Consider the following 26,296-nt stretch of genomic DNA (forward strand, 5'->3'; position numbering starts at 1 on the left):
GTTTCTTCCTTTCTTCTTTAAACTTGGTCTTCATAAATGGATAGAGCTTTTTCGATATCGCCTTCTGATTTCTCAAGCAGGTTTTCGGAAGCGGCCGCATCTTCGTTTGTTTTCAGCATGATGATGGCGGTTTTGACCTGGTTATGGGATTTTTCTAACGCTAGTGCCGCCGCTTCTTTTGGAACACCTGTGACCGTTTGGATGATGCGAATCGCCCGCTCCTTTAATTTGTCATTGCTTACTTTTACGTCTACCATGAGGTTTTCATAGACTTTTCCCATTTTGATCATGGCCGCCGTTGAAATCATGTTTAAAATCATTTTATGAGCGGTTGCTGCTTTCATTCTCGTCGATCCGGCAATAACTTCAGGGCCGACGACCACTTCTATGCTGTGATCTGACACCTGGCTGATCGCCGAGTTTTTGTTGCATGTCAGTGAGACGGTCTTGGCGCCACTTTCCCTGGCATACTTCAAAGCGCCGAGAACGTATGGAGTCCGACCACTGGCGGCGATTCCGATTACGGTATCATTGTTTGAGAGGTTAACGGCTGATAAATCCCGTCTGCCGAATGCCTCGTGATCTTCAGCGCCTTCGACGGCTTTGTACAGAGCTTTTTCTCCTCCTGCAATGATGCCAATGACCGACTCGGGAGATATGCTGAACGTCGGCGGGCATTCAGCTGCATCGAGTACGCCGAGTCTCCCGCTTGTACCGGCACCGATGTAGATGATCCGTCCCCCTTTCTTTAACGACCCGACGGCGAAGTCAACGGCGGTCTTAACTTCTGGTAAGACTTCTTGTACAGCTTCGGCCACAGTTTTGTCTTCATCATTGATGATTTTCAAAATATCAATCGTCTTTGACTGGTGAATGCGCCTGGATCTTTCATTCCGGCGTTCGGTCGTTAATGAACCTAAATGGCTGTTTTCCATCGACAACTCCTCCTGATGATGAAGTGCATATATTTCTTAATTTTCAGTATATTAAGGGTGGAATATTATTTCAATAAAAAAAGGTAAATATTAAAATTTTATTTCAATGAAGTTCTAAACAACGGATTGCCGACATAAAATAAAGCGCAGATGAACTGCGCTTATGTTCAGGTATTACAGCTCGTCTATTTGGTGTTCGGAAATCACACGGAAGCCTTCTTTTTTCAGAAGCGCTGCTGTAACGCCGTTGCCGGCTATTTTTTGGCTTGAGAAACTTCCATCGTATATATGGCCGCTGCCGCAAGACGGGCTGTTTTCCTTCAACACGATCGTATCAGCCTTGATTTGCCTTGCCATCTCCAATGTTAGATAAGCTCCTTTTATATACAGGTCTGTTACGTCTTTTCCCGATTGTGTGTTGATCACCGCCCTGCCGTCTAAAACGTCTTCTCCCGACCCGCCTATAATTTCGGCCGGTTCCCTTGGCGTTTGAAATCCGCCGAGCAGCTCGGGACAAGCAATCACCGCTTTTTTTTCTTCAACAAGCTTATTGATTTTCCCCACATAGCTGTGCGATCCGTTATAGCGGCATTCCACCCCGGCCAGACATGAACTTACCAGTATCATTTTTCGCGTCCCCTCTCTTGCACATCAGATAGCCCTATTTTAAACAAAATTTCTGCGTTTTTCTCAATGTTTATGAATAAAAAATTTGAAAATAAAAATTTTAATTTACCCCTTTACAAATGGGGAGGAACCTGTATATAATAACTTTTGTCAGCTTTACGAGAGCTGCTTGAAACACGATGATGGCCCGTTGGTCAAGTGGTTAAGACACCGCCCTTTCACGGCGGTAACACGGGTTCGAATCCCGTACGGGTCACCATTCTTTTTTGGACAGCACGCTGCGAATGCCGGAATTTTTAAAAGGAAGGCATGCTAAGGTCGCAACGTCCTGTTGCAACGCGCACTTGTACTTTAAAGGCAAGGAAGGCATGCTAAGATCGCAACGTCCTGTTGCAACGCATGCACTTGTACGTCCTGTACTGCGGAGGATTAGCTCAGCTGGGAGAGCATCTGCCTTACAAGCAGAGGGTCGGCGGTTCGATCCCGTCATCCTCCACCATTTTTTCGGATCGGTTTTTGTCACAACCGCGCCGGTAACTGCATAAGATACCGTATCATGCCGGTCTAGCTCAATTGGTAGAGCAACTGACTTGTAATCAGTAGGTTGGGGGTTCAAGTCCTCTGGCCGGCACTGTTTTTGGAGGGGTAGCGAAGTGGCTAAACGCGGCGGACTGTAAATCCGCTCCCTCAGGGTTCGGCGGTTCGAATCCGTCCCCCTCCACCATTATTGGGCTATAGCCAAGCGGTAAGGCAACGGACTTTGACTCCGTCATGCGCTGGTTCGAATCCAGCTAGCCCAGTTTTTGGACATCCTGTTAGGATGTCCTTTTTATTTTGTCTTTTTTGTATAACTATTCAAAAAAATGTCTTGTTGAGTCAATTCCGAATTGGAAGGTACAATGAAGGTCTGAAAGGGGGATATCATATGTTAAAACAGCAGATTTCAATGATTGGCGTACCGATGGATCTCGGTCAGCTGAGGCGGGGAGTCGATATGGGACCGAGCGCGATTCGCTGTGCCGGTGTTAATGAACGGTTGGAAAGCCTTTGTCAGGATATTGAAGACCTCGGCGATATGACAATCGGGCAAAGAGAGGATGAGAAAGAAGGCGGGGAGCCGGCATCTGAAGAGCTGAGAAACTTGAAAGCGATTACAAAAGCGAGTGCAAAACTTGCTGAGACCGTTGATAAGATCGTGGCTTCAGGTGCTTTTCCGCTCGTGCTGGGCGGTGACCACAGCATAGCGATCGGAACGCTGGCCGGCCTTGTGAAGCATTATCAAAACCTGGGTGTGATCTGGTATGATGCCCATGCTGATTTAAATACGAAAGAAACGTCTCCTTCAGGCAATATTCACGGTATGCCGCTCGCCATCAGCCTGGGGATCGGCCATGAAGGGCTGACAGGCATCTATGGAAAAGAAACGAAAATTAAAGCGGAGAACATCGTCATCATCGGTGCGAGGTCACTTGATGACGGGGAAAAAGAATTGATTCGCGACAAAGGGATCAAAGTGTATACAATGCATGAAATCGACCGCCTCGGTATGACGAGGGTGATGGAAGAAACGATAGACTATTTGCACGGCAGAACGGACGGTGTCCATCTGTCACTCGATTTAGACGCGCTTGATCCGAACGATGCGCCTGGTGTCGGAACCCCGGTAGCGGGAGGCATCAGCTACAGGGAAAGCCACCTGGCGATGGAAATGCTGGAAGAATCGAAGCTGATTACGTCCGCTGAGTTTGTCGAAGTCAACCCGATATTGGATGAGAAAAACAGGACGGCTGAAGCGGCAGTCGCCTTAATGGGGTCGCTGTTTGGCGAAAAGCTGCTTTAGGTGCGGTTGAAGAGCGGCCTTAGGCTGCTTTTTTTTATAAAAAAGTCTCAACTTCATAATATTTAGGTTGTATAATAATTTTAAGCTAATATTAAGCGCATGATCCCTGTCAAAGCATCTACACCCTGCCAAAAATTTGATAAACTATTTTTATGAATTTAATGAAACCTTATAAAAATCAATTCGTATACATAAAGACCGGTGAAGGCAGAGGTTAGATAAATATGGAAACAATGATTAAAAAAAGAATCAAACAGGTGAAAAAAGGCGATCGTAATGCATTTGCAGACATCGTGGATATTTACAAAGACAAAATTTATCAGCTTTGCTACCGTATGCTCGGCAATGCGCATGAGGCGGAAGATATTGCGCAGGAAGCGTTTATCAGAGCATACGTGAATATCGACAGTTTTGATATCAACCGGAAATTTTCCACATGGCTTTATCGAATCGCAACCAATTTGACCATCGATCGTATCCGTAAAAAAAAGCCGGACTATTACTTGGATGCAGAGGTGGCGGGGACTGAAGGACTGACGATGTATTCCCAGGTTGCGGCGGATGTTGCGCTTCCAGAGGATGAAGTGGTTTCTTTGGAGCTGCACAGCACCATCCAGGAAAAAATCTTAAGGCTTCCCGATAAATACAGGACGGTCATCGTATTAAAGTACATTGATGAGCTCTCACTCATTGAGATCAGTGAAATCCTTAATATTCCCGTAGGTACGGTGAAAACGAGGATACACAGGGGCAGAGAGGCTCTCAGAAAACAATTAAGGGATCTTTAAGTGGGGTGATGAAATGAGCTGTCCGGAGCATATTGTTCAGCTTATGCATAAATACCTTGACGGAGACATACTACCGGAAGATGAATCGCAATTAAAAGAGCACCTCCAATCATGCGAAGACTGCAAAAAGCACCTTCATGAAATGGAAAAATCCATCGCTCTTGTCCAGAGCACGTCGCATCTTACAGCTCCGGCGAACTTTACAGCCGATGTGCTGGCGAATCTGCCGAAGGAAAAGCGAACGGCATCGATCAACAGGTGGCTTAAAGCCCATCCGTTTTTAGTGGCGGCAGCTTTGTTTATCATTTTGATGGGCGGCAGCTTTTTCTCCAGCTGGAAAAACGATCAGGATTTCAGCGTATCAAGCCAGCCCAATCTCGTAGTGAAAAACAACACGGTCATCGTACCTGAAGGCGAAGTTGTCAAAGGCGATGTGACCGTGAAAAACGGAAAGCTGATTATAGAGGGCAAAGTCGACGGCGATGTCACGATTGTTAATGGCGAAAAATATACGGCTTCAGCAGGACAAGTCACCGGTCAGATCCATGAGATCAACGAAGTGTTCGACTGGATGTGGTATAAGATTAAATCGACCGGAAAATCGGTTTTTGACATGAAGGAGTCTAAAGAGTAGAGCAAAGCGGGCGAATGAGCTTTGCTCTTTTTTTATGAAGGGCCGCCATTTCACTTGGAAAATCAATTTGTGCTATAATAGCCTCTGTATATGTAAAAATAATAGATCATACCATTTTGAAACATATTAACCTTACTAATGACTGAATTCTTGGAGGACGAGGAAATGGCTTTTGAGGATATCCCTTTCTTGCAGTACCTCGGCGATGCCGTTGATATTCTCCTTGTTTGGTACGTAATATATAAATTAATGATGGTCATCCGCGGGACAAAGGCGGTTCAGCTTTTAAAGGGAATCGTGGTCATTGTTCTCGTCAGGCTGGCCAGTCAATATTTAGGATTAAGCACCCTGCAGTGGCTGGTTGACCAGGCGATCACATGGGGGTTCCTAGCGATCATTATCATCTTCCAGCCTGAATTGAGGAGAGCGCTGGAACAGCTGGGGCGGGGGCGCTTTTTTTCGAGGAGCGGAACACCTGAGGAAGAGCAGCAGCAGAAAACGATTGATGCGATTACAAAAGCGATTAAATATATGGCGAAACGCCGGATTGGCGCGCTTCTGACGATTGAACGGGAGACGGGAATGGGCGATTACATAGAAACGGGGATCCCTTTAAATGCAAAGGTCAGCTCTGAGCTATTGATCAACATCTTTATTCCGAATACACCGCTTCATGACGGCGCCGTAATTATGAAAAATGATGAGGTTGCTGCAGCCGCCTGCTACCTTCCGCTTTCTGAAAGCCCTTTTATTTCAAAAGAGCTTGGGACGAGGCACAGAGCAGCAGTGGGAATCAGTGAAGTGACCGACAGTCTGACGGTTGTCGTATCCGAAGAAACGGGCGGCATCAGCGTCGCCAAAAACGGAGACCTTCACCGTGATTTATCGGAAGAGGCATTGAAAAACATGCTTGAAGCGGAATTCAAGAAAAATTCGCGAGAAACTTCCTCAAATCGCTGGTATTGGAGGGCGAAGAAAAATGGATAAGTTCTTAAACAATCCCTGGGCTGTCAAAGTAGTCGCATTATTATTCGCGTTTCTTCTTTACTTTGCGGTCCACAGCGCTCAAGCGCCGACTCCGAAGAAACCAGGTGAATCGTTTTTCCCGACATCGACGACAGACGAAGCGACGCTCACCGATATACCGGTCAAATCGTTTTATGATGATGAAAACTACGTCGTAACAGGCGTGCCGCAGACGGTGAATGTCACGATTAAAGGCCCGACAGGAACCGTCAAGAAGGTCAGACAAGTGAAGGATTTTGAGATTTATGCCGATATGCAGCATCTGAAAACAGGCAGGCACAAAGTCGAGCTGAAGGCCAGAAATGTTGCCGAAGGCCTCACTCTGACCATCAATCCATCGGTGACAACCGTGACCATCGAAGAAAAAACGACGAAGGAATTCCCGGTCGAGGTTGATTTTTATAATAAAAACAAAATGAAAGATGGCTACACGCCGGAGCTGCCGATTATCAACCCGAAAAACGTCAGCGTCACCGGCTCAAAAGCCGTGATCGACAGAATCCAAAACATCAAGGCGACGATCAATTTAGAGGGCGTCGACCAGACGGTTGAAAAAGAAGCCAAGCTAACAGTATACGACAGGGACGGAAATGTTCTTCCGGTTGAAGTCAGTCCATCCGTCGTTAAAATCACCGTTCCCGTGACAAGCCCTAGCAAAAAGATTCCCGTCAAAGTTGACCGGAAAGGGAGCCTTCCGGACGGTATCAGCATTTCCAGCCTTGATATCAGTCCGGGAGAGGTAACCGTCTACGGGCCGCAAAATGTTCTTGATTCGTTAGAATTTGTCGAGGCTGATGAGGTTGATTTAAGTAAAATGAAAGATGACACTGAGTTGGAAGCCAACATTAAAGTGCCGGACGGCGCTAAAAAAGTGTCACCCGAAAAAGTGAAAATCAAGGTGAAAGTTGACAAGGAAGAAGAGAAAAAACTGAAGAACGTTTCAATTAAAACCGCGGGGCTGAATGACAGCCGGGATCTTGAATTTCTCGATCCGAAGTCAGGCAAGCTGGATATCACGGCAAAGGGCTCGACAGCCGCGATCGAAAAACTCCAGCCTTCCGACGTCGAGCTCTATGTCAATGTGGCGGATCTCGATGACGGCGAGCATAACGTGAAGCTGGAAGTAAACGGACCGCAGAACATGACATGGTCGCTTTCGCGGCAGAGCATTCGAGTGAAAATCTCATCTCAAACAACCCACAACGAAAAAAATAATGGTCAGAATGAAGAAGAAGAGAATCATTCTGAAAAGGATTCACAACCTTCATGAATCAAAAAGGAGCGATATTAATGGGCAAGTATTTTGGTACAGACGGTGTAAGAGGCGTGGCAAACAGTGAACTTACACCCGAGCTGGCCTTTAAAGTCGGACGCTTTGGCGGATATGTCCTAACAAAAGATAAGGAGCGCCCCAAGGTGCTGATCGGCCGTGATACGCGCATTTCCGGGCATATGCTGGAAGGTGCCCTTGTTGCGGGCCTTCTTTCGATAGGAGCAGAAGTCATGCGTCTCGGTGTGATTTCGACGCCCGGCGTCGCATATTTGACGAAGGCTATGGACGCGGAAGCGGGTGTAATGATTTCAGCTTCCCACAACCCTGTCGAGGACAATGGAATTAAGTTTTTCGGCGGTGACGGATTTAAGCTTTCCGATGAGCAGGAGCTTGAAATCGAGCGTCTGATGGATCAGCCTGAAGATCACCTGCCAAGGCCTGTAGGCGCTGATCTGGGTATGGTGAACGACTACTTTGAAGGCGGACAGAAATATTTGCAGTTTCTTAAGCAGTCTGCTGATGAAGACTTCACAGGCATTCATGTCGCGCTTGACTGTGCGCACGGGGCGACATCTTCGCTGGCGACCCACCTGTTTGCCGATCTTGACGCAGATGTATCAACGATGGGAACTTCTCCGAACGGATTAAACATCAATGACGGAGTCGGCTCGACCCACCCTGAAGCCCTGGCCGAATTTGTGAAAGAAAAGGGAGCTGACGTCGGCATGGCGTTTGACGGGGATGGCGACCGCTTGATCGCTGTTGACGAAAAGGGGAATATCGTAGACGGCGATCAAATCATGTACATATGTTCGAAGTACTTGAAGAGCGAGGGGCGCCTGGCGGACAATACAGTTGTCTCTACGGTGATGAGCAACCTCGGCTTTTACAAAGCGCTTGAAGCGGAAGGCATTAAAAGCGTTCAGACAGCTGTCGGCGACCGCTATGTAGTGGAAGCGATGAAAAAGGACGGGTTTACTTTCGGCGGAGAACAGTCGGGACATCTGATTTTCCTTGATTACAATACGACAGGCGACGGACTGCTTTCTGCGATCATGCTGATGAACACGATCAAAATGACAGGTAAGTCTTTGTCAGAGCTTGCGGCAGAGATGCAGAAGTTTCCACAGCTCCTCTTGAACGTGAAAGTAACCGATAAACATAAAGTAGCGGAGAACGAAAAGGTAAAAGCGGTCATCGAAGAGGTTGAGAAGGAAATGAACGGTGACGGCCGCATCCTTGTGCGCCCGTCCGGCACCGAGCCGCTTGTCCGTGTTATGGCTGAGGCGAAAACGAAGGAGCTTTGCGAGAAATACGTAGGCCGCATTGCAGATGTCGTGAAAGCTGAAATGGGAGCGGAGTGATTTTCCGCAGAAGACTGACGAACGAGACATGCTGATTTGACATAAGATAAAGGGAACCGTTCAATCTTGGAAAAAATGTGAACCATTTTGAAAAATGTTTGACGGTTCCTTTAGTGTATAGTAAAATCAGCTTGTCTTGTTTAATTTAAAAGGAAAGGCAGGGCAGAACCATTTTTTATAGTTATAGCGCCCGGACTAAGCGTGCGGATGAAACAGCTTAGTTGACGAGGATGGAGGTTTATCGAATTTTCGGCGGATGCCTCCCGGCTGACCACAAGATCACAGCCGCAAGGATTTCCTCAAACCAAAGAGGCGACTCTTTGAACAAAGGGAAATCGCATGATCTTCCATAAAAAACATGTAGGAGGGGACGAAGAATGTCCCCGCCTGATAAGCAGACTTTCTTCGTCTCCTGCCTGCGACCTTAGGAGGAAGAAAATTATGTGTGGTATTGTAGGTTATATTGGCCAGCTTGATGCAAAGGAAATTTTACTTAAAGGTTTAGAAAAGCTGGAGTATCGCGGCTACGATTCAGCTGGAATCGCTGTAGCGAACGAAGACGGCGTACACGTGTTTAAAGAAAAAGGACGGATTGCCGATCTTCGCGAAGTCGTTGATGCAAATGTGATATCGCAAGCGGGAATCGGACACACACGCTGGGCGACTCACGGGGAACCGAGCCGTCTAAACGCTCACCCGCATCAAAGCGCATCAGGCCGATTTACACTTGTTCATAACGGCGTCATCGAAAACTATGTTCAGCTGACGCGCGAATATTTACAAGATGTAACCCTTAAAAGTGATACGGATACAGAGGTTGTCGTTCAAGTGATCGAGCAATTCGTCAATAACGGTCTTGACACGGAAGAAGCGTTCCGCCAAACGCTTATGCTGCTCAAAGGCTCTTATGCGATTGCATTATTCGATCATGAAAACAAAGAAACAATCTATGTTGCGAAAAATAAAAGCCCGCTTCTTGTCGGCCTTGGAGACAATTTCAATGTGATCGCGTCTGACGCGATGGCGATGCTTCAAGTGACAAACGAATACGTGGAGCTTATGGATAAAGAAATGGTGATTGTCACAGACAAAAAAGTTGTGATCAAAAACCTTGACGGAGAATTGATGTCACGTGCCTCATATATTGCAGAGCTTGATGCGAGCGATATCGAAAAAGGCACATACCCTCACTACATGTTAAAAGAAATCGATGAACAGCCGCTTGTCATGCGGAAAATCATTCAGACGTACCAAGATGAAAACGGCAAGCTTTCCATTCCTGGAGACATTGCAAATGCTGTTGCAGAAGCGGATCGCGTCTATATCATCGCCTGCGGAACGAGCTATCATGCCGGTCTTGTCGGCAAACAATTTATCGAAACATGGGCGAAAGTTCCGGCTGAAGTCCATGTCGCAAGCGAATTCTCTTACAATATGCCATTGCTTTCTGAGAAGCCGCTGTTTATCTTTATTTCTCAAAGCGGAGAAACGGCTGACAGCCGCGCGGTTCTCGTACAGGTGAAAAAGCTCGGACACAAAGCGCTGACATTGACCAACGTACCGGGATCCACGCTTTCCCGTGAAGCGGACTACACGCTTTTACTGAATGCCGGCCCGGAAATCGCGGTAGCGTCAACAAAAGCATATACGGCGCAAATCGCAGTTCTCGCTATTTTGGCAGCTGTGACTGCGGAAACCCGTGGCAAAGCACTCGGCTTTGATCTTGTTAAAGAGCTCGGCATCATCGGAAACGCGATGGAAGCCCTTTGCGACCAGAAAGACGAAATGGAAATGATCGCGCGCGAATATTTGACAGTAACACGCAATGCTTTCTTCATCGGCCGCGGCCTCGACTATTTCGTCTGCCTCGAAGGATCCCTGAAGCTGAAAGAGATTTCTTACATTCAAGCTGAAGGCTTCGCCGGCGGTGAATTGAAGCACGGTACAATCGCATTGATCGAAGACGGCACACCAGTCATTGCCCTTGCGACACAGGAGCACGTCAATTTAAGCATCCGTGGAAATGTCAAAGAAGTGACAGCCCGCGGCGCCAACCCTTGCGTGATCTCCTTGAAAGGCCTGGAAGAAGCAGACGACCGCTTCGTCCTGCCTGAAGTGCATCCGGAGCTCGCACCGCTCGTCTCCGTCATCCCGCTGCAGCTAATCGCATACTACGCAGCGCTGCACCGCGGCTGTGACGTTGATAAGCCACGGAACTTGGCGAAGAGTGTGACGGTGGAGTAAGGCGACGTTTGAAATAATAGTTTGTACCCCTCTTGGATTGGATGATCTGGAGGGGTATTTTTGTGTTTGAAAGAGAAATAAGTCTTATCAAAAATCGAACTCTGGTAGTCTGAAAGTGCGCTAGATTATAATTGAAAGGATGTGTAACCATGAACAACGAGACGTACATTGAAGTCAACAGAACATCGCAGTTGATGAATAAAATGAGAAAATTCTCAGTGCTGATTGATGGTGTCGAGGCTGGGAAAATCAAAGATGGCGGGAGGCTGCGAATTGATTTGGAGCCTGGCGAACATGAGATCCAAGTGAAAATTGATTGGTGTGTAAGCCAAGCTTTGAGGTTTACGTTAGATGAAGGAGAAGCTTTAAAGTTTAGATGCGGAAGTCCGGTTCGTGGATGGAAGATGTTCTTCGGACTTTTTTATGTATTGGCCGATCCAGAAAAGTATTCGTTTATTGAGCAGGAATAGGCGGTTGCAAGCAGCTTTGGTCTGCATCATCGCCATCATACGCTGCACCGTAACAACCTGACGAAAAGTGTGACGGTGCAGTTTTTTATCCCCAGGTGAATATGAAGCGGTGTCGATGAAAGAAAAAGCCTAAAACACCTTATTTCTATAAATCCGAATCGACAGAAGCCATGAACACCCGTATAGCGTAATAATTGATATGGCAACGATCAGATACAGCAGAGCATTTTGTAAGGATAGCAGCATGTGAATCAACTCTCTAATTTGATCGTTCAAATTTTGGACAACAAAATTAACCGTTAGCATATACAAGCCAAATGCAACAATAGAAGCAGTCAACAAATAGTTACTTTTGAATTTATAACAGAATGGCAGCATGAATGAAGCAGCTGTCATCACAATAGCGACCATTAGCAAAATGTCTTTCCAGATCGTAAGTTCCTGGTGAATGATAAAGTTTACGATCAATATGGCTGCAGCCACCATAGATGTAAAGAGAACGACGACAATATATTTTGAACTGACAATCTCCTTCCGTGTATAAGGCAAAGAATTGAGAAGCATATGTATAGAGGACTTTTCATCTATTGAAATGGTATTCATAAAAATAGCAATACTAAATGCAATTCCAACCCAGATGGGGGAAGCATCTAATGTTAAATAAACACATAACCCCAAAAATAAAACTGCCAATGTTTTTTTCTGCAAGACAATGTCCTTACGTATTAAGTTGAACATGCTCTTTAGCTCCTTTCTTCGTATAAAACATAATATCTTCCAGAGTCGGTTTTTCAATTAACACCATATCCCCAAAAATGTTTTCTGTTCGTGATTTATTCGCAGTCAATGCTTCAAATCCATGAGTTGATTTTCGAACCGCTATAAACTCCTGTTCGGTTTCCCGGTCCAACAACTCCATGCCGCCTTTTACAATTGCATATTGTTCTTCAATCTCGTAAAAGTCCTTTGTAAAGATATGCTCTCCTTTATGAATGAACGTGATATAATCTGCAATCTTATCTAAATCAGTTGTTATATGAGTTGAAAAAAAGATCGTCTTATCCCCATCTTGCATGAGCTGATGCAAGATTTCCAACAGCTCACGGCGGAAAATCGGGTCCAGTCCGGCCGTCGGTTCATCCATAATAATTAGTTCCGCATGATGGGACAAAGCGACGGCTAATGATGCTTTCATCATCATCCCTTTTGAGAACGTCTTGATTTTTTTAGTGAGCGGCAAGTTAAATGTGTTCACATAATCATTGAATACTTGTTCATCCCAATTGACATAGGATCTTTTCACAATATCTTTCATTTCAGTCAATGTTAAATGTTCATAAAATATGTTCGAATCAAATACAAAGCCAATTCGTTGTTTGATTTCTTTCTCATGCTCCTTGTAATTCAAGCCAAATACCGTAATCGTTCCGCTATCAGGCTGCAATAAGTTCATGATCAGTTTAATCGTTGTCGATTTCCCCACGCCATTTCCGCCGATAAATCCGGTGACAAAACCTTTTTTTACATTCATTGAAAAGTCCTTTAGTTGAAAACCATCGAACGATTTATGAACATGCCGGAGTTCAATTACATTGTCCATCATTCTTCCTCCTGATATAAAATGGTAAGCAAATCTTTTAATTCTGTAAGGGGAACGCCAATGTCTTTGCTGTTTTTTATCGCTGCTGTCAACTGCTCTTCAATTGCTTTCATTTTTCCTTCTTTCATCATTTCGTTATTCTGATCTGATACAAAAGAGCCTTTCCCGACTACGGAATAAATGAAGGCATTTTTCTCAAGTTCTTCATAGGCGCGCTTTGACGTAATAAGGCTGACATTTAGATCTTTTGCCAATTGGCGCATAGAAGGCAGCGGCTGTCCAGGCTTCAATTCATCGGCAAGAATATGATCCTTAATTTGGGTGTAAATTTGTTCATAAATGGGTTGCTTTGAACGATTCGAAATTATAATTTTCATTTCAAAACCTCTTTTATTTATACACAATATATACAATATGTACAATATACACAAAGATTACCTGAATGGCAACGATTTTTTGTGCTGAAATTTTCTTGATACTCTACTCACGTCACCTTTTACACTTATATTGAAGAATAGATAGGAAAGGTGACTAAAATGGATGAAGAGCCATCAAAAAAAGCAATCTTTTCAGTACAATTAATGCTTGGAATTTCACTTATTCTTGGTGTTATACCTCCCCTTATTATGTTTTTAATTTCAAGAAAGAAAGACTTATATTACGGTGAATCAAGTCGCAAAGCACTTAACTTTCATTTGACGATTTTCCCATTGTTTGTAATTGGTAGTTTTCTGCCTTCATGGGTTAAGTACGTTATATTGGCTATAGAAACATTAATAATCATGTATGCTATTATTCGAATAGCTTTTCAAAAACCATATTATTATCCAGCCATTCCTTACATTAAAAGTAAAGATGAAAATATAGAAAAGAGGTATTCGCATGTCAAATAATATGTTGACAATCGGACAATTGGCTAAACGAACAGGAGTTTCTATAAGAACACTTAGGTATTACGATAAAATTGGTTTGCTAATACCAACCGACTACAAAGAAGGAGGACACCGACTTTATAGCCTTGATGAACTCTCACGTTTACAACAAATACAATCTCTTAAATTCATAGGCTTTTCACTTAAAGACATCGCAGATTTATTAAAATCGCAATTTATAGAAGAACAGCAACTTAGCTATTCAATTTCATTCAAAAAAAGAGAACTTATTGCAGAACAAGAAAGAATTCGTCAAACGATTGATCAGTTGGATCATATGAAAACTATTATCTCAGGGTATGAAAAGGTAGATATAAAATTATTCAGCTTTATTATTCACTCTATTCTTTTTGAAGAGGAAAATTTTAATGAATATAGTCAAGCTAAAGGTTCTATTCACAATTTCAGAAGCAGTGAAAGAGCTAATTTAGATAAAGAGTACTTTTCATTGTTTATGGATTTGAAGGAACTTATAGCAAACGAAACAAATCCTGAATCCGATGAAGCATTAAAATTTATCAAACAGTTGGTAGATATTTCTAACCGAACGTTATTAAAGATTGATACAGCAGAAATAGAATCAACGGTTCAATATAATGAACCCAATATACTCAATCCCTTCACGGAAGAAGAAAGAGCCTTTCTTAAAAATGCTTTTGCTTATATGTCAAAGTTACAAGAATGATTAATTGAAAAAGAGTACACCCAATGGCTAAAGAAAAAAATTGGCGCTCCCACTTTCTGTGTATAAAGCTTATTTACGGAGGTTTTAGTTTTGGTTCAAGAAATTTTCCAAAGGGTAGAAGAAGTCAATATTATTTATCAATTTATAGCAGTATTTATAATTGGATTTGTGCCTTTCCTTGAGGCTTTCGTAGCTGTACCAATCGGAATACTTTTAGGCCTACCATTTATTCTCGTAGTTTTAGTGGGGGCTACCGCTAACTGGCTGTCTGTTATGGCTGTAATAGTATTTTCTTCTTTTATGAGATCTTGGTTTTCCAAAAAAGAAAAGAATAACACTGATCATTACATTAACAGACGTTTTCAAAAAGCAAAGTCATACTTCAATAAGTACGGAGTTCCCGGGATCTCACTTTTGGGTCCTATAATAGGAACAAATCACATTGGAGCATTGGTATGTATAATAGCGAAAGCAAATAAAAAAAGGATCATCGTTTGGCAAACTGTCAGTATAGTTATGTGGGCTGCGGGAACTGGAGTTCTGTTAATTTTCGGAGTTGATATCTACAGTAATATAAAGAACTAGAATATACTCAATACACCAAATTTTATAATTCTCGATTTGGAAGAGGGTATCGCTTTTTGTTAGAAATATTATCTTATCCTTCACTCCGTCCAAAGTGTGGTGCTATTGCAAACTTATATAAGTATGGCAACTAACAATTATTTTTCGATCTACCAACGTATGCGTGTTGGTATTCATATCAAACGCCAACGGTAAAAAGGTAGGGAATGTGTCGTTCAAGAAGTAAAAATTACCGTTGTATCATCACATGTTATGAGTGAGTTTATAAAGAAATATATGTTGCTGTCTTTTCCAAAAAGCAATGGTGGAAGTTTTTTTAATCCTCTTTCACAATATTTCAATTACCCGAAGAAAAAATAAACGGGCATATAACATATTGACAATTTGCGATATGAAGATATAATGATTGGTATGGAACCTATTGAAGTTTTCAAAGCTTTATCAAATGAATCAAGGCTGCAAATTTTGCAATGGCTGAAGGAGCCTGATCGTCATTTTGAACCCCATGAAGGGATTGATATGAACACAATCGGGGTATGTGTCAGCCAAATCACAGACAAATTGAAAATGACGCAATCAACGGCTTCTCAATATCTTGCCATTCTTTTAAGAGCCGGCTTGATTAAGGCGGAACGAATCGGAAAGTATACGTACTACAAAAGAGACGAAGAGGCCATCAGAAAGCTTGCTGAATTTCTTAAAACAGAGATATGAGCATTCAAAAAATAAACATCTCTAGATGATGTTTATTTTTACACCATACATATCGACATATTCCGATGTGTTTATTTTTTTGATTTACATATCGTTATTTCGTGATATGTAAATGTATAAAACGAAGAAGGAGCGAACGATGATGTTTAGTGCTTGGAAAATTTATATTTTAGCGATCATCAGTTTTTTGGTAGGGACCTCAGAGTACATTATTTCCGGGATTTTGGATCAGATCGCCCAAACACTCGGAATAACTTTAGCTGCCGCGGGCCAGCTGATTACGATCTTTTCACTTGTGTATGCAGTTTTCACACCGGTTCTCATGGCGTTGACGGCAAGTATGGATAGGCGCAAGTTAATGATGTATGCTCTCGGTTTGTTTGTGATAGGAAATATTCTGGCCTTTACCCTGCCTGGCTATGGCTGGTTTGTTGCAGCGCGGGTCATTATGGCCTTGGGGGCAGGCATGGTTGTGGTCACGGCATTAACGATTGCCGCCAAAATCGCACCGGCGGGTAAGCAAGGCAGTGCAATTGCTACAGTGGTCATGGGGTTTACCGCTTCTTTGATCATAGGTGTTCCACTCGGAAGAATGACGGCAGAAGCATTAGGCTGGAAGTCTGTATTTGGAGGAATTGCTTTACTGGGATTCATCGCAATGATTGTTATATTCTTAATCTTGCCGCATACTGAAGGCGATAAGCCCGTCCCTTTGCTTCAACAGCTTTCTCTTTTAAAGAACCGGAAAGTAGCAATGGGGTTATCAATCACTTTTTTCTGGCTCGGAGGATATTCCGTAGCATATACTTATCTGTCTCCTTACCTTCTGACCGTTTCAGGGATAAGTGGCAATTTGCTTAGCGGCTTTTTGCTTATATTTGGAATCGCCAGCTTGGTTGGATCGAAGTTTGGCGGATATAGCACCGATAAATGGGGCGTTCCCTTTACACTCGTTGGCGGGATGACGCTGCATATCATCGCATTGATTTTACTGTCGCTTGTCACCCATTCCTATGTCGGAGTACTGTTGATTCTCATCTTATGGTCGTTTGCCGCATGGTCTACCGGCCCGACACAGCAATATCACTTAGCGACGCTCAAACCGGAAGTGTCAGGTGTATTGCTCGGCATTAATCAATCGATGATGCAATTCGCCATGGCCGCAGGTGCAGGCATCGGAGGAGTTTTTGTGGAAAAAATATCGCTGGCTTCTATTACATGGTTTGGGGCATTGGAGGTTACGATTGCGATTGTCGCTGTTTTGGTGACTTTCAGTTCGCATTACAAACGGAAAGCAGGACCTGTAAGAGAAATCAGCTCATAATACGTTGCCTTGATTGGTGTTGAAGATTCAATGGGTTCATTCCTCATATCTTACTTGTTTTTTTTCGAAGTCTGGCAGGTAGTGTTGAGCCGAAAAATCTAACACCCGCCCGTTGTAAAACGAGCGGGTGTTTTTTATTTAGTCCGCTAAAATCCGCAAATAAGCCCTCCAAGGGCCGACATCATCCTGATACCGTTTCGCCAGCACTCTTGCAATTTGCGAGATGTGAGTAAGGTCGTGGGCAACCCATGTCGAGATCTGTTCTCTCAGTTTGACGATTCCAAACTCAGGGTGCATCCCCGTTTGTTCGAAGTCGGTTTCAGGATCAATGATCTGCTGTAATGTTTTCAGATTCGCCCGTCTGATATCTGCAAACTCGTTAAGCAACTGTTCCATCGTTTTTCCGTCGTTTTGATTCAACTGGCTGAAGCGGTCGAACGGCGGAAAAGGTTCCGTTGCTCCTTCTGTCACGATCAATTTGATGCGCGGCAACCAATTGTTTTTTTCTCCTTCAATCAGATGGCCGACGACATCAAAGGCGTTCCACGTGTCTTCGCCTTCATTGCAGCTGATCCAGGGACTTGATAATCCGGTCAGCAGCTGACTCAGCGTTTGTGGTGTGCGCTCCAGGATTTCGATTGCTTCCTCGAGTTGAAAGTTCATGTGAATGACCTCCATTCATAAAAGTTCACGTCAACTGCCGCTCCGCAAACTCACGATACAGCGCATGCGAAGCAATCAGCTCGTGGTGCCGCCCCCGCCCTGTGATCTCGCCTTTTTCGATAAATATAATTTGGTCCGCGTTCACGATTGTCGATAGCCGGTGGGCGATGACGAAGGTGGTGCGGCCTTCCATGAGGCGGGCAAGCGCCTGCTGGACGATGGCTTCTGATTGGCTGTCGAGGCTGGCTGTCGCTTCGTCCATCATTAAAATTTTTGGGTCACGCAGAAAGGCGCGAGCGATGGCGATCCGCTGTCTTTGTCCGCCGGACAGCTTGACGCCGCGTTCGCCGACTTCCGTATCAAGCTGCTCTGGAAATTGTTTAATAAATGTGTCGGCATAAGCCATTTCCGCGACTTTCCACAGTTCTGGATCGTCAATGCTGTCGGCGTAGTCCAAGCCATAGCATAAGTTCTCACGGATGGTGCCGGACATCATCGGGCTGTCTTGAGATACGTAGCCGATCTGGCTGCGCCACGATTTCATCGACAGCTTGTTGATCGGTGTTTCCCCGATATTAATGACCCCTGAGTCCGGTTCGTAAAATCGTTCCAAGAGGCCGAACATCGTCGTTTTTCCGCCGCCGCTCGGACCGACAAATGCAATCATCTGCCCGGGATCGACGTCAAAAGATACCTCCCGCAAGACAGGCTCGTCATCGCCATAAGAGAAAGATACATTCTCGACGCGTATCGGCAGATTGGAGATGTCCATCTCAAGTCCTTCCTGGCCCTCTTCCTCTTCAGTATGCAAAATCTCGATGATCCGCTCTGTTGCCCCTTTTGCTTTTTGCAGCTGAGTGAAAAACATTGTGAACGATGTGATCGGGAAGATGATTTGAAACAGATAAAGCAAAAAGGCGATCAGTGAACCTGCCGACATCGTCCCCTCAGAGACGCGGATGCCGCCGTAGCCGATGATGGCGACGATCACAATCATAATGACAAGGTGCATAAACGGGGAGACGAGCGCGAATATACGGGCTTCCTTGAGTCCGTATTGAAAGAGCTTCGAAATGCCTGATAGCCCTTTCATTTTTTCTGTATGCTCGGCGTTTGATGCTTTCATTAATCTGATTTCGCTTAATGTCTGCTGGACATGTCCGGTGAAGGAAGCTGTTTCATCCTGCAGCGTTTTGGAGATGCGCTGCATTTTCATGCCGAGCGGGATCATGATGAAGGTCGTGATCGGAACGGAGATCAGCATGAGCAGTGTCATTTTCCAATCCATGATCAGCAAAATGATCACCGATCCGACAATGGTGATGATGCCGGAAACAAACTGCGGAAAATGGTCGGAAATCAAGCTTTCAACAATGCCGGTGTCATTGACAACACGGCTGACGGTTTCACCGCTCGTCTTTTCGTCAAAGTAGCGGACAGGCAGGCGCAGCAGCTTGAACCACATACGCTCGCGCAGGGAAGCGACCACTTTTTGCCCGGCATAGGAAAGAAAATAGGTCGAAAACCCGTCGCAGACCGCTTGAACAATAAAAACGAGCGCAAGGATTCCCGCTAAGGCCAGATTGATCGAATGGACGGAAAAGCCGTCAACCATTTCCCTTGTCAACAGTGGAATGGACAGGCCGACCAATGTAGTGACGAGGCTTGCGGCCAAACCGACGGTTAAAGCCAGCCTGGGGACGCCGGATGTGAGAATCATGGTGAAAAACGGTTTCATGCTATTGTTGTTTTCTGTTTTCATTTGATAAACTCCTTATCGATATAATGTCAAAGAAGTGGATGGCGCAAGCTGTAACTCATCATATTACGATATACACAGCAGAAAGTTCCCGATCATTGCCGATTTTAGCTTCATGCTAAAAAGATTGACAGGAGAGATAATTGTAACTATTATTGTTACATATGGTTGATTGCATATAAGAAAGGAAGAAAAAACATGACGATAAATATTAAAGTATATTCCGATTATGTCTGTCCATTCTGTTTCCTCGGAAAAGACCAATTCGAAAAAGCGATCGAAGGCAAAGATGTGGAAGTCGAGTGGCTGCCATTCGAACTGAGGCCGCGTCCATCTGAGCAGCTTGATCCGTTAAACGACCCGTCCAAATTGGCAATGTGGGACGGCGCCATTAAGCCGCGAATCGAGGCTTGGGACGTCAACATGAAGCTGCCAAACGTCTCACCGCATCCTTATACAGATTTGGCTCATGAAGGCTATCACTTTGCAAAAGAACACGGTAAAGCGAAAGCGTACAATGACCGGGTTTATCAAGCCTTTTTCCAGGAAGATCAAAATATTGGAGACATCGACGTATTAACAGCGCTGGCTAAAGAAGCCGGACTGGATGAGCAGGCTTTTAAAGAAGCTTTAAGCTCCAGAACATATCAGGACGTGCAGCGGAAGGCGCTTCAACACGCTTACGAAGAAGCAGGCATTACGGCCGTTCCGACTTTTATCATTGGCAATGAACGGATCGCCGGGGCCGCTGCGAGGGAAGTGTTTGAACAGGTGATTGAAAAAGAAAGCAAACAAAAGCCTGCAGCCGGCTTGCAGTGCGACCTTGACGGAAATAACTGCTGAGCAGGAAAAATGAGCGATTTGAAGAACCCTTTAATAGGGTTCTTTTTTATACCGGAAAGAAGAGGGAAGACAGTTGACACTCCATCATTTTATTGCAGCCGATCAGGAGCTTCCGCTGGGGAGTTTCCTGGATCAAACAGAAGAAGGTTTGATTAGCATCGATGAGCTTGATCAAGGGTACGAAATGATCAAAACAAAATTCAGCAAGCCGTTTGTGTATGAGGCAACCGGCTGTTTGCATAGACCCGGAAATGGTATACGAGCGCTATTCAGCTATATCAATTCAAATATTGCCGATGGCGAAGATATTGAAGTTTACTCTTGCTGGGACGGTGAGGAGGACAGAGAAAAAGACGACCGCTTAGACTTTTTCATTGATATAAAGGCTCTTCAGCTGGGCAAGCATGTCAAACTGGATAAAAAGAAATACATCGATGAAATTGCCGGCATGTTTTATTTTGAGGAGCGGCAGCTGGTCAAGATTCGTAAATAAAACATTTGCTGGCGCAGGGTTTTCACACCTTTTTTCGGCCGGTTCATTTAGATGTTCAATCAGTGCACGCCATTGTCATAGCTCACAGGCTAAGTACGATTAAGGATGCAGATCTCATATTAGTGCTAAAAGACGGAGAGATTCAAGAGATGGGCAACCATTTACAATTGATTCGCAACCAAGGGTTTTACACCAAATTGTACAATTCAAACAATGACCAAGCGATTGTGGGAGGAGGCTAAAACAGTGAATGATTTATTTGATGAAATAAGAGATGAGTCGATTAATATTGGGGGGATTGATGGTTACAAATTCGGCTCCTTAAAAGAGATATTGCGAAATAAAAGATTTGTATTTCTTGGTGAAAGCAGCCATTGCGTCAAAGAATATATTGAGGCGAAGGTAAGCTTGATCAAATATCTGCATCAGGAATTAGGATTTCGTATTCTTGCTTTCGAAAGTAAATTGGGAGATTGCAGCATAGGAAATTATCTTTCAGAAGAACTTAGTGCCAAAGAAAATATGTCCGGTTCCATCGGGAAAGTTTGGCAAAACGAATTTATGCTTGATTTGTTTGAGTATATGAAGGAAACTCAACAGCGGCAGCCTTTGCATTTAACAGGCGTTGATGTTCAGCAGAGCATGGATAAGCACTTTTCCTCCTACATGCGTTCGCATTTGACAGGGGATCTCAGGAAAACGTTTGTAACATTTGATACGCGTACAAATGAGATGCTCGATAAAGATTATATGTTAAAGCGGCGTTTTAGGAAAACAGTAGAAGAAATTGAAAGAATAGGCCAAGGACTGATAAGGGAGCTTGAAAAACAGACTTTCCCCTCTGCTATGCTTCGTGATGTCGTGTTACAGACGATGAAAAACAGACTCAATTATTTTAAGGCGAATTTTACAAAAGGTTTTTCAAAATTGTTTGAATATCGTGATGAATTAATGGCGAAGAATCTTGAATTTTTATCTCAGCATGTTTATCCTGATGAGAAATTTATCATTTGGGCTCACAACCTTCACATCAAAAAACAAAGCAGCGTCAATCGGTTTTCACCATATCGATCATTTGTAGAAAACCTTCCGGAATTTATGAAAGAGGACAGTTTTGTTATTGGTCTTTACGCGGGAGAAGGAAGAATGGGTGACAACCAAGGAGGCGATCATCCTATCAAAAAAGTTAACAAAAAGCACATGGAGTGGCTGCTCAGCAATTCACCCCATCCCAATTTTTTTATACCATGTGCTTCAAAGTGGGGGGGAAAAAAGTGGAAGGCTTTTGAGGGAGGAGGCTTGCGTATTTCTTTCAAGCCGGTTCAACAGTATGACGGAGTTTTATTCTTTAAAAAAGTAACCCCAGCAGTTGTTAATGTTGAATAGGATGTTGACGGGTTAAGCATAACCTCTAAGGTGAAGATCTCTGCTTATAGGAATTTTTTGTTGGGAAAAGAACTTTTTCGTTATATTAAATTGCTGGTGGCGGCCAAAGGGAGGAACTCTGAAAGCTGTTTTTTTGGTTTTCAATGGTAAATGGGATTATTGCATGGAGTGCACAAGTCAGACCCAGGGTAATTTCATGGACGTATTAACTTTTGGTAAAGTCGTTTATCAGGACATCCATGAAAAGATATGTTCGGCAGATGAGGAAGGGAATCCTGTTCCCGAGATGCCGGAGATGGTGGTTGAGGAGAAATATGAAGAACTCCAAAGGTAAACTGGTAACGCGTTCACAGTTTCTTGAGAGGAAGATCTTCAACAAATCATGATAAAGGGATGGCCGAAGGCTTTTTTCACAGCTGGATCGCCTTGAAGACGATCTGAAAGTCATTCGTTAAAAGAGGGAGGGTATATTGATGACGACGTTTCCTGAGCATTTCATATAACCGCGTAATCGCGGACCTCCTCATCAAGTTTTTCTATAACCATTAAAAAGAGGAGGTTGATATACATGCGTACAGAACAGGAAATCATCGATTTGGTGCTGAAGGTCGCACGGGAGGACGACCGCGTTAGAGCGGTCGGCATGAACGGTTCGCGGACGAATCCGAATGTTCCGAAAGACCCTTTTCGCGATTATGATATGGTCTATGTTGTAACAGATATGCAGTCTTTTCTTGATGAGCCGGGCTGGGTTGACGTTTTTGGGGAGCGGATCATCATGCAGACGCCGGAAGCGATGGAGCTGTTTCCGAATGAGCTTGGCAACCGCTTTTCTTATTTGATGTTATTTACTGACGGCAGCCGCATTGATTTGATTCTTGTGCCTCTTGAAGAAAAGCTGGAATACTGCCGGGAAGACGGATTAACCGTGATCCTGCTCGATAAGGATCAGGACCTGCCCGTTATCCCGCCGCCGACGGATCGGGAATATTGGGTGCAAAAACCGTCCCCGCAATGCTTCGCCGACTGCTGCAATGAATTTTGGTGGACGTCGACATATGTGGCCAAAGGGTTGTGGCGGCAGGAAATTCTTTATGCACTCGATCATTTAAACCTCGTCAGGGCCATGCTGCTGAAAATGCTCGAATGGAAGGTCGGTTTTGAAACGGGCTTTTCGCTGAGCATAGGCAAGAATGCAAAGTTTCTTGATCGCTATGTTGATCGAAATACGTGGGAAAGGCTTTTGGAGACGTATCCGCCAGCTGATTATGAGCGTGTATGGAACAGTTTGTTTAAGATGTGGGATCTGTTTGAAGAGACAGCGGCAGCAGTCGCTGAACATCTGGCTGAACAATATCTTTTCGCAGAAGCCGAGAAAGTCAAACAGTACGTGAGACGCGTTCAGCAGCTGAAGCCTGATGCAAAGGTAATTGACTAATCAGATGATGGCCGCACTCCCGGCAGGTGAGCCGGGAGTGTGTTTTTTGCGGAGGTGAACGCCATGTTCAGTCTTAAAAAAATATTGAAGGAGCATTATGGAATCGACAGTGTGAACATTTCTCCCGAGCAAGGGGGATGGACAGCACTCGCTTATCAAGTAACCGATGGAAAAGCCGCTTTCTTTCTAAAAGTGTATGATAAAAATAGGGCATCGACAGCGAAATGGACGGCTCTGATTGATGATTATATGCCTGTTCTCAGGTGGCTGAGTGACCGCACCGCTCTCAGCGGGAAGCTGCCTGTGCCGCTTTTAACAACAAATGGAGAATACAAGTGCGAAGATGATGATGCGGTTTATGTGCTTTATGAATACATCGCCGGGGAAACCATTGGTGGCCGGCCGCTCGGCAAAGGCTGCGCGAAGAAGCTCGCCAGCATCATAGCGGAGCTGCACCGATATGACGAGACGATCCCGGTGAAGACAGAAAGAATAAAAGAAAACTATGATATTTCGTTTTTAGGCGAGATGAAACAATGGCTTGATCACCTTCCTTGTGAGCTGGCGCCACTCATTCAACCCTACATCGGATCAATCCGCGAGATGATGGAGGCAGCCTTGTCCCTGGCGGATGATTTGAAATGCAGCGACAGAAGATTGGCTTTGTGCCATACAGATATTCATGGATGTAATATGATGAAAACGGGCGGGGAATTGATTTTGATCGATTGGGAGGGCTTGAAATTGGCCCCTGTTGAAGCGGATCTGATGTTTTTTGCCAATCAACCGTATGTACAAGAGTTTTTGCGGGTTTATCGCGAGACTCATAAAGGGTTTGAAATTGATCAGAACGCATTGCGGTTTTATCAGATCAGGCGAAGACTGGAGGACATATGGGAGTTTACAGAGCAGCTGGCGTTTGACATTCAGACAGAAAATGAAAAGGCAGAGACGATGAGCTTGCTGAAAAACGAGCTTGAGGCCATAGAGGACAGCAAGATCGACTGTTAAAAAGCTAAATGGAGGAACATCTGTGAAAAATTATCGTACTTTATTTTTTGATGTGGATGACACACTATTAGACTTCGGTGCAGCGGAAAAGTCAGCACTGCGGAAGCTTTTTCAGGAACAGCAAATTCCTTTAACAGCTGAAATAGAAGCGAATTATAGACGTATCAATCAAGGTTTATGGAGGGCGTTTGAAAAAGGGGAGATAGACCGCGGCCAAGTGGTAAATACGCGTTTTTCCCTTTTATTCAAAGAATATGGTCTAGAGGCTGACGGCGTTTTGCTTGAGGAGAAGTATCGCAGCTTCCTTGAAGAAGGGCATCAATTGATAGACGGCGCTTTTGAATTAATTGAAAGCCTGCAGGATCAATATGATTTATATATCGTGACGAACGGTATTTCAAAAACGCAGTATAAGCGTCTGCAAGCTTCGGGATTATACCCGATGTTTAAAGGGATTTTTGTTTCAGAGGACACCGGTTTTCAAAAACCGATGAAAGAATACTTTGATTACGTTTTTGAACGAATTCCTCATTTTTCTGCCGATCAAGGGCTGATCATCGGGGATTCATTGACAGCGGACATAAAAGGGGGGCGGCTGGCCGGATTGGATACATGCTGGATGAATCCAGACATGTCAGCGAATCATACGGACATTGAGCCGACTTATCAAATTCAAAGGCTTAATGAACTCCAGCACATTTTAAATCATGGAAAAGTACCTTCGGCCTGATTGCTGCCGATACGAGTAAATCGGTTTTCCATTACCTTTGTATGCAAACTGCAACAGGGAGGATGCGGAAGCTGAACTTCCGACGGCCGAGTTGCGGTGGATTTTCCGGGAGCTAAATTAAAACCAAGCAGAGGAAGACTGGTGAAACATGCAACGAAGAAAGGTTTTGAAAACTGCGGTTTTTTCGTTAGTCGCAGTTTTTGTTCTGTTATTCAGCGCGTTTTTTGTGTGGAGCCGTTTCACATATGAACCATCAAACAAACTCAAAAAGATGATCAACCTTGATCAAGTCGAAAGTAAAAACGGTGTTTACACTTTTCAAGCGGATGGGGCAAATACCGGGATCATTTTATATCCTGGGGCAAAAGTTGAACCGCTTGCTTATGCTTACATCGGCGAAAAGCTGAAACAAAATGGTTACAGTGTCTTTATCCCGCGCATGCCTTTTTCTTTGGCCATATTCAATCCGAGTCAAGCAGAAAGAATGATAAAAGATAACAGTAATATTGATCATTGGTATCTCGGGGGACATTCTTTAGGAGGTGCGGCAGCAGCCATGTACGCCAAAAAGCATCCAGATAAGATTGACGGGCTTTATTTTCTCGCCTCCTATCCTTCTGATTCGCAATCGATAAAAAGTGCGCCGTACCGTGTTCTTTCTATATCAGGTGAACGCGATGGCCTTTCAACTCAAGAAAAAACAGCAGCCTCCAGAAAGAACCTGCCTGATACAACAGTGTTTGAGGAAATCAAAGGGGGAAACCACGCCCAATTTGGTATGTACGGCGAACAAAGGGGGGATCGTCCCGCGAAGATCCCAGCTGTTAAACAGCAGGAGGAGATCGTGAACGTGATGCTTGACTGGATCAAATCATAAAGAAAGCTCTCGCTTTTTGCGAGAGCTTTTTTTGTTTATGATCCTCTCCTTTAAA

At 44.3% G+C, this 26,296-nt stretch carries 28 protein-coding genes and 5 tRNA genes; 26 read left to right on the top strand and 7 right to left on the bottom strand.

Annotated elements, in window-relative coordinates; all coding sequences use genetic code 11:
* Positions 1 to 17 precede the first annotated feature (17 nt).
* Together murQ and M1D59_RS00985 are read right to left on the bottom strand one after the other, a co-directional pair.
* Entirely contained in the window at positions 18 to 935 is a 918-nt protein-coding gene (gene murQ, locus M1D59_RS00980; protein WP_245117834.1) for an N-acetylmuramic acid 6-phosphate etherase, read from the bottom strand.
* 174 nt (positions 936 to 1,109) lie between these two features.
* On the bottom strand, positions 1,110 to 1,562 hold the full coding sequence (locus tag M1D59_RS00985) for a 2-thiouracil desulfurase family protein (protein ID WP_025810879.1): 453 nt from the start codon (positions 1,560 to 1,562) through the stop codon (positions 1,110 to 1,112).
* 184 nt (positions 1,563 to 1,746) lie between these two features.
* On the opposite strand from M1D59_RS00985, the gene M1D59_RS00990 reads away from it, so the two are divergent.
* The 13 genes from M1D59_RS00990 to M1D59_RS01050 all read left to right on the top strand — a co-directional run bounded on the left by M1D59_RS00990 (position 1,747) and on the right by M1D59_RS01050 (position 11,201).
* A tRNA-Glu gene (locus tag M1D59_RS00990) sits at positions 1,747 to 1,821 on the top strand.
* Between the two features lie 164 nt (positions 1,822 to 1,985).
* Positions 1,986 to 2,061 (top strand) — tRNA-Val (locus tag M1D59_RS00995).
* A 59-nt stretch (positions 2,062 to 2,120) separates the two neighbouring features.
* Positions 2,121 to 2,193: transfer RNA gene (locus M1D59_RS01000), tRNA-Thr, on the top strand.
* An 8-nt stretch (positions 2,194 to 2,201) separates the two neighbouring features.
* Positions 2,202 to 2,286: transfer RNA gene (locus M1D59_RS01005), tRNA-Tyr, on the top strand.
* A gap of 4 nt (positions 2,287 to 2,290) precedes the next feature.
* Positions 2,291 to 2,362 (top strand) — tRNA-Gln (locus tag M1D59_RS01010).
* Positions 2,363 to 2,487: 125 nt separating this feature from the next.
* Positions 2,488 to 3,402: an arginase gene (rocF, locus tag M1D59_RS01015; protein WP_458117714.1), complete on the top strand. Its 915-nt coding sequence runs from the start codon at positions 2,488 to 2,490 to the stop codon at positions 3,400 to 3,402.
* Between the two features lie 224 nt (positions 3,403 to 3,626).
* Positions 3,627 to 4,190 carry an RNA polymerase sigma factor SigW gene (sigW, locus tag M1D59_RS01020; RefSeq protein ID WP_003178438.1) on the top strand — a complete coding sequence of 188 codons (564 nt, stop codon included), beginning with the start codon at positions 3,627 to 3,629 and terminating at the stop codon, positions 4,188 to 4,190.
* Positions 4,191 to 4,203: 13 nt separating this feature from the next.
* Positions 4,204 to 4,824, top strand: a complete 621-nt coding sequence (gene rsiW / locus M1D59_RS01025) for an anti-sigma-W factor RsiW (RefSeq protein WP_035337451.1) — start codon at positions 4,204 to 4,206, stop codon at positions 4,822 to 4,824.
* A 165-nt stretch (positions 4,825 to 4,989) separates the two neighbouring features.
* Positions 4,990 to 5,811, top strand: coding sequence for a diadenylate cyclase CdaA (gene cdaA, locus M1D59_RS01030; RefSeq protein ID WP_003178443.1), 822 nt, complete (start codon positions 4,990 to 4,992; stop codon positions 5,809 to 5,811).
* The gene (locus M1D59_RS01035) at positions 5,804 to 7,120 is read left to right on the top strand and encodes a CdaR family protein (RefSeq protein ID WP_023857684.1); all 1,317 of its coding nucleotides are present in this window, start codon (positions 5,804 to 5,806) and stop codon (positions 7,118 to 7,120) included. The genes cdaA and M1D59_RS01035 overlap by 8 nt, the downstream gene beginning before the upstream one ends.
* Before the next feature lie 20 nt (positions 7,121 to 7,140).
* On the top strand, positions 7,141 to 8,487 hold the full coding sequence (gene glmM / locus M1D59_RS01040; RefSeq protein ID WP_023857685.1) for a phosphoglucosamine mutase: 1,347 nt from the start codon (positions 7,141 to 7,143) through the stop codon (positions 8,485 to 8,487).
* A gap of 441 nt (positions 8,488 to 8,928) precedes the next feature.
* Positions 8,929 to 10,731 carry a glutamine--fructose-6-phosphate transaminase (isomerizing) gene (glmS, locus tag M1D59_RS01045; protein WP_023857686.1) on the top strand — a complete coding sequence of 601 codons (1,803 nt, stop codon included), beginning with the start codon at positions 8,929 to 8,931 and terminating at the stop codon, positions 10,729 to 10,731.
* Positions 10,732 to 10,880: 149 nt separating this feature from the next.
* Positions 10,881 to 11,201 (top strand): hypothetical protein, encoded by a 321-nt coding sequence (locus M1D59_RS01050; RefSeq protein WP_216921758.1) that lies wholly within the window; start codon positions 10,881 to 10,883, stop codon positions 11,199 to 11,201.
* A gap of 129 nt (positions 11,202 to 11,330) precedes the next feature.
* Here the strand turns inward: M1D59_RS01050 and M1D59_RS01055 are convergent, their stop codons facing one another.
* Genes M1D59_RS01055 through M1D59_RS01065 form a run of 3 tightly spaced genes read right to left on the bottom strand, consistent with a single transcriptional unit; the run spans position 11,331 to position 13,178 of the window.
* Positions 11,331 to 11,939 (bottom strand): ABC-2 transporter permease, encoded by a 609-nt coding sequence (locus M1D59_RS01055; protein WP_458117715.1) that lies wholly within the window; start codon positions 11,937 to 11,939, stop codon positions 11,331 to 11,333.
* Positions 11,920 to 12,801: an ABC transporter ATP-binding protein gene (locus tag M1D59_RS01060; protein WP_023857689.1), complete on the bottom strand. Its 882-nt coding sequence runs from the start codon at positions 12,799 to 12,801 to the stop codon at positions 11,920 to 11,922. Before M1D59_RS01060 ends, M1D59_RS01055 begins: the two co-directional genes overlap by 20 nt.
* The gene (locus M1D59_RS01065; RefSeq protein WP_023857690.1) at positions 12,801 to 13,178 is read right to left on the bottom strand and encodes a GntR family transcriptional regulator; all 378 of its coding nucleotides are present in this window, start codon (positions 13,176 to 13,178) and stop codon (positions 12,801 to 12,803) included. The genes M1D59_RS01060 and M1D59_RS01065 overlap by 1 nt, the downstream gene beginning before the upstream one ends.
* 159 nt (positions 13,179 to 13,337) lie before the next feature.
* Between M1D59_RS01065 and M1D59_RS01070 the strand changes: the two genes are divergently transcribed.
* The 5 genes from M1D59_RS01070 (at position 13,338) to M1D59_RS01090 (ending at position 17,041) form a co-directional block, all read left to right on the top strand.
* The gene (locus tag M1D59_RS01070) at positions 13,338 to 13,694 is read left to right on the top strand and encodes a DUF4870 domain-containing protein (protein ID WP_025810874.1); all 357 of its coding nucleotides are present in this window, start codon (positions 13,338 to 13,340) and stop codon (positions 13,692 to 13,694) included.
* On the top strand, positions 13,684 to 14,418 hold the full coding sequence (locus tag M1D59_RS01075; protein ID WP_023857692.1) for a MerR family transcriptional regulator: 735 nt from the start codon (positions 13,684 to 13,686) through the stop codon (positions 14,416 to 14,418). Before M1D59_RS01070 ends, M1D59_RS01075 begins: the two co-directional genes overlap by 11 nt.
* Positions 14,419 to 14,508: 90 nt before the next feature.
* Positions 14,509 to 15,003: a small multi-drug export protein gene (locus tag M1D59_RS01080; RefSeq protein WP_224146520.1), complete on the top strand. Its 495-nt coding sequence runs from the start codon at positions 14,509 to 14,511 to the stop codon at positions 15,001 to 15,003.
* Between the two features lie 411 nt (positions 15,004 to 15,414).
* A complete protein-coding gene (locus M1D59_RS01085) occupies positions 15,415 to 15,717 on the top strand; it encodes an ArsR/SmtB family transcription factor (RefSeq protein ID WP_101561695.1) in 303 nt (100 codons plus the stop codon).
* Between the two features lie 142 nt (positions 15,718 to 15,859).
* Positions 15,860 to 17,041, top strand: a complete 1,182-nt coding sequence (locus tag M1D59_RS01090) for an MFS transporter (RefSeq protein WP_095292711.1) — start codon at positions 15,860 to 15,862, stop codon at positions 17,039 to 17,041.
* A gap of 138 nt (positions 17,042 to 17,179) precedes the next feature.
* Here M1D59_RS01090 and M1D59_RS01095 read toward each other — a convergent pair whose 3' ends face one another.
* Both M1D59_RS01095 and M1D59_RS01100 read right to left on the bottom strand, forming a co-directional pair.
* Complete coding sequence (locus M1D59_RS01095; RefSeq protein ID WP_025810870.1) at positions 17,180 to 17,704, bottom strand: DinB family protein; 525 nt, start codon at positions 17,702 to 17,704, stop codon at positions 17,180 to 17,182.
* Between the two features lie 25 nt (positions 17,705 to 17,729).
* Positions 17,730 to 19,466, bottom strand: coding sequence for an ABC transporter ATP-binding protein (locus M1D59_RS01100; protein ID WP_144497537.1), 1,737 nt, complete (start codon positions 19,464 to 19,466; stop codon positions 17,730 to 17,732).
* A 195-nt stretch (positions 19,467 to 19,661) separates the two neighbouring features.
* On the opposite strand from M1D59_RS01100, the gene M1D59_RS01105 reads away from it, so the two are divergent.
* The 8 genes from M1D59_RS01105 (at position 19,662) to M1D59_RS01140 (ending at position 26,241) form a co-directional block, all read left to right on the top strand.
* Positions 19,662 to 20,306 (top strand): DsbA family oxidoreductase, encoded by a 645-nt coding sequence (locus M1D59_RS01105; protein WP_039073117.1) that lies wholly within the window; start codon positions 19,662 to 19,664, stop codon positions 20,304 to 20,306.
* 73 nt (positions 20,307 to 20,379) lie between these two features.
* Complete coding sequence (locus tag M1D59_RS01110) at positions 20,380 to 20,799, top strand: hypothetical protein (RefSeq protein WP_411202817.1); 420 nt, start codon at positions 20,380 to 20,382, stop codon at positions 20,797 to 20,799.
* 246 nt (positions 20,800 to 21,045) lie between these two features.
* Complete coding sequence (locus tag M1D59_RS01115; protein WP_458117716.1) at positions 21,046 to 22,185, top strand: erythromycin esterase family protein; 1,140 nt, start codon at positions 21,046 to 21,048, stop codon at positions 22,183 to 22,185.
* Positions 22,186 to 22,381: 196 nt separating this feature from the next.
* Positions 22,382 to 22,519: a hypothetical protein gene (locus M1D59_RS01120; RefSeq protein WP_179289535.1), complete on the top strand. Its 138-nt coding sequence runs from the start codon at positions 22,382 to 22,384 to the stop codon at positions 22,517 to 22,519.
* A 234-nt stretch (positions 22,520 to 22,753) separates the two neighbouring features.
* Positions 22,754 to 23,623, top strand: a complete 870-nt coding sequence (locus M1D59_RS01125; protein ID WP_039073120.1) for an aminoglycoside 6-adenylyltransferase — start codon at positions 22,754 to 22,756, stop codon at positions 23,621 to 23,623.
* Between the two features lie 63 nt (positions 23,624 to 23,686).
* Positions 23,687 to 24,634: an aminoglycoside phosphotransferase family protein gene (locus M1D59_RS01130; RefSeq protein WP_245117840.1), complete on the top strand. Its 948-nt coding sequence runs from the start codon at positions 23,687 to 23,689 to the stop codon at positions 24,632 to 24,634.
* 22 nt (positions 24,635 to 24,656) lie between these two features.
* Complete coding sequence (locus tag M1D59_RS01135; protein WP_020449940.1) at positions 24,657 to 25,364, top strand: YjjG family noncanonical pyrimidine nucleotidase; 708 nt, start codon at positions 24,657 to 24,659, stop codon at positions 25,362 to 25,364.
* Positions 25,365 to 25,512: 148 nt separating this feature from the next.
* On the top strand, positions 25,513 to 26,241 hold the full coding sequence (locus tag M1D59_RS01140) for an alpha/beta fold hydrolase (RefSeq protein WP_458117717.1): 729 nt from the start codon (positions 25,513 to 25,515) through the stop codon (positions 26,239 to 26,241).
* The last annotated feature ends 55 nt before the right edge of the window (positions 26,242 to 26,296 follow it).

The sequence above is a fragment of the Bacillus sp. PK6-026 genome (assembly GCF_054161455.1).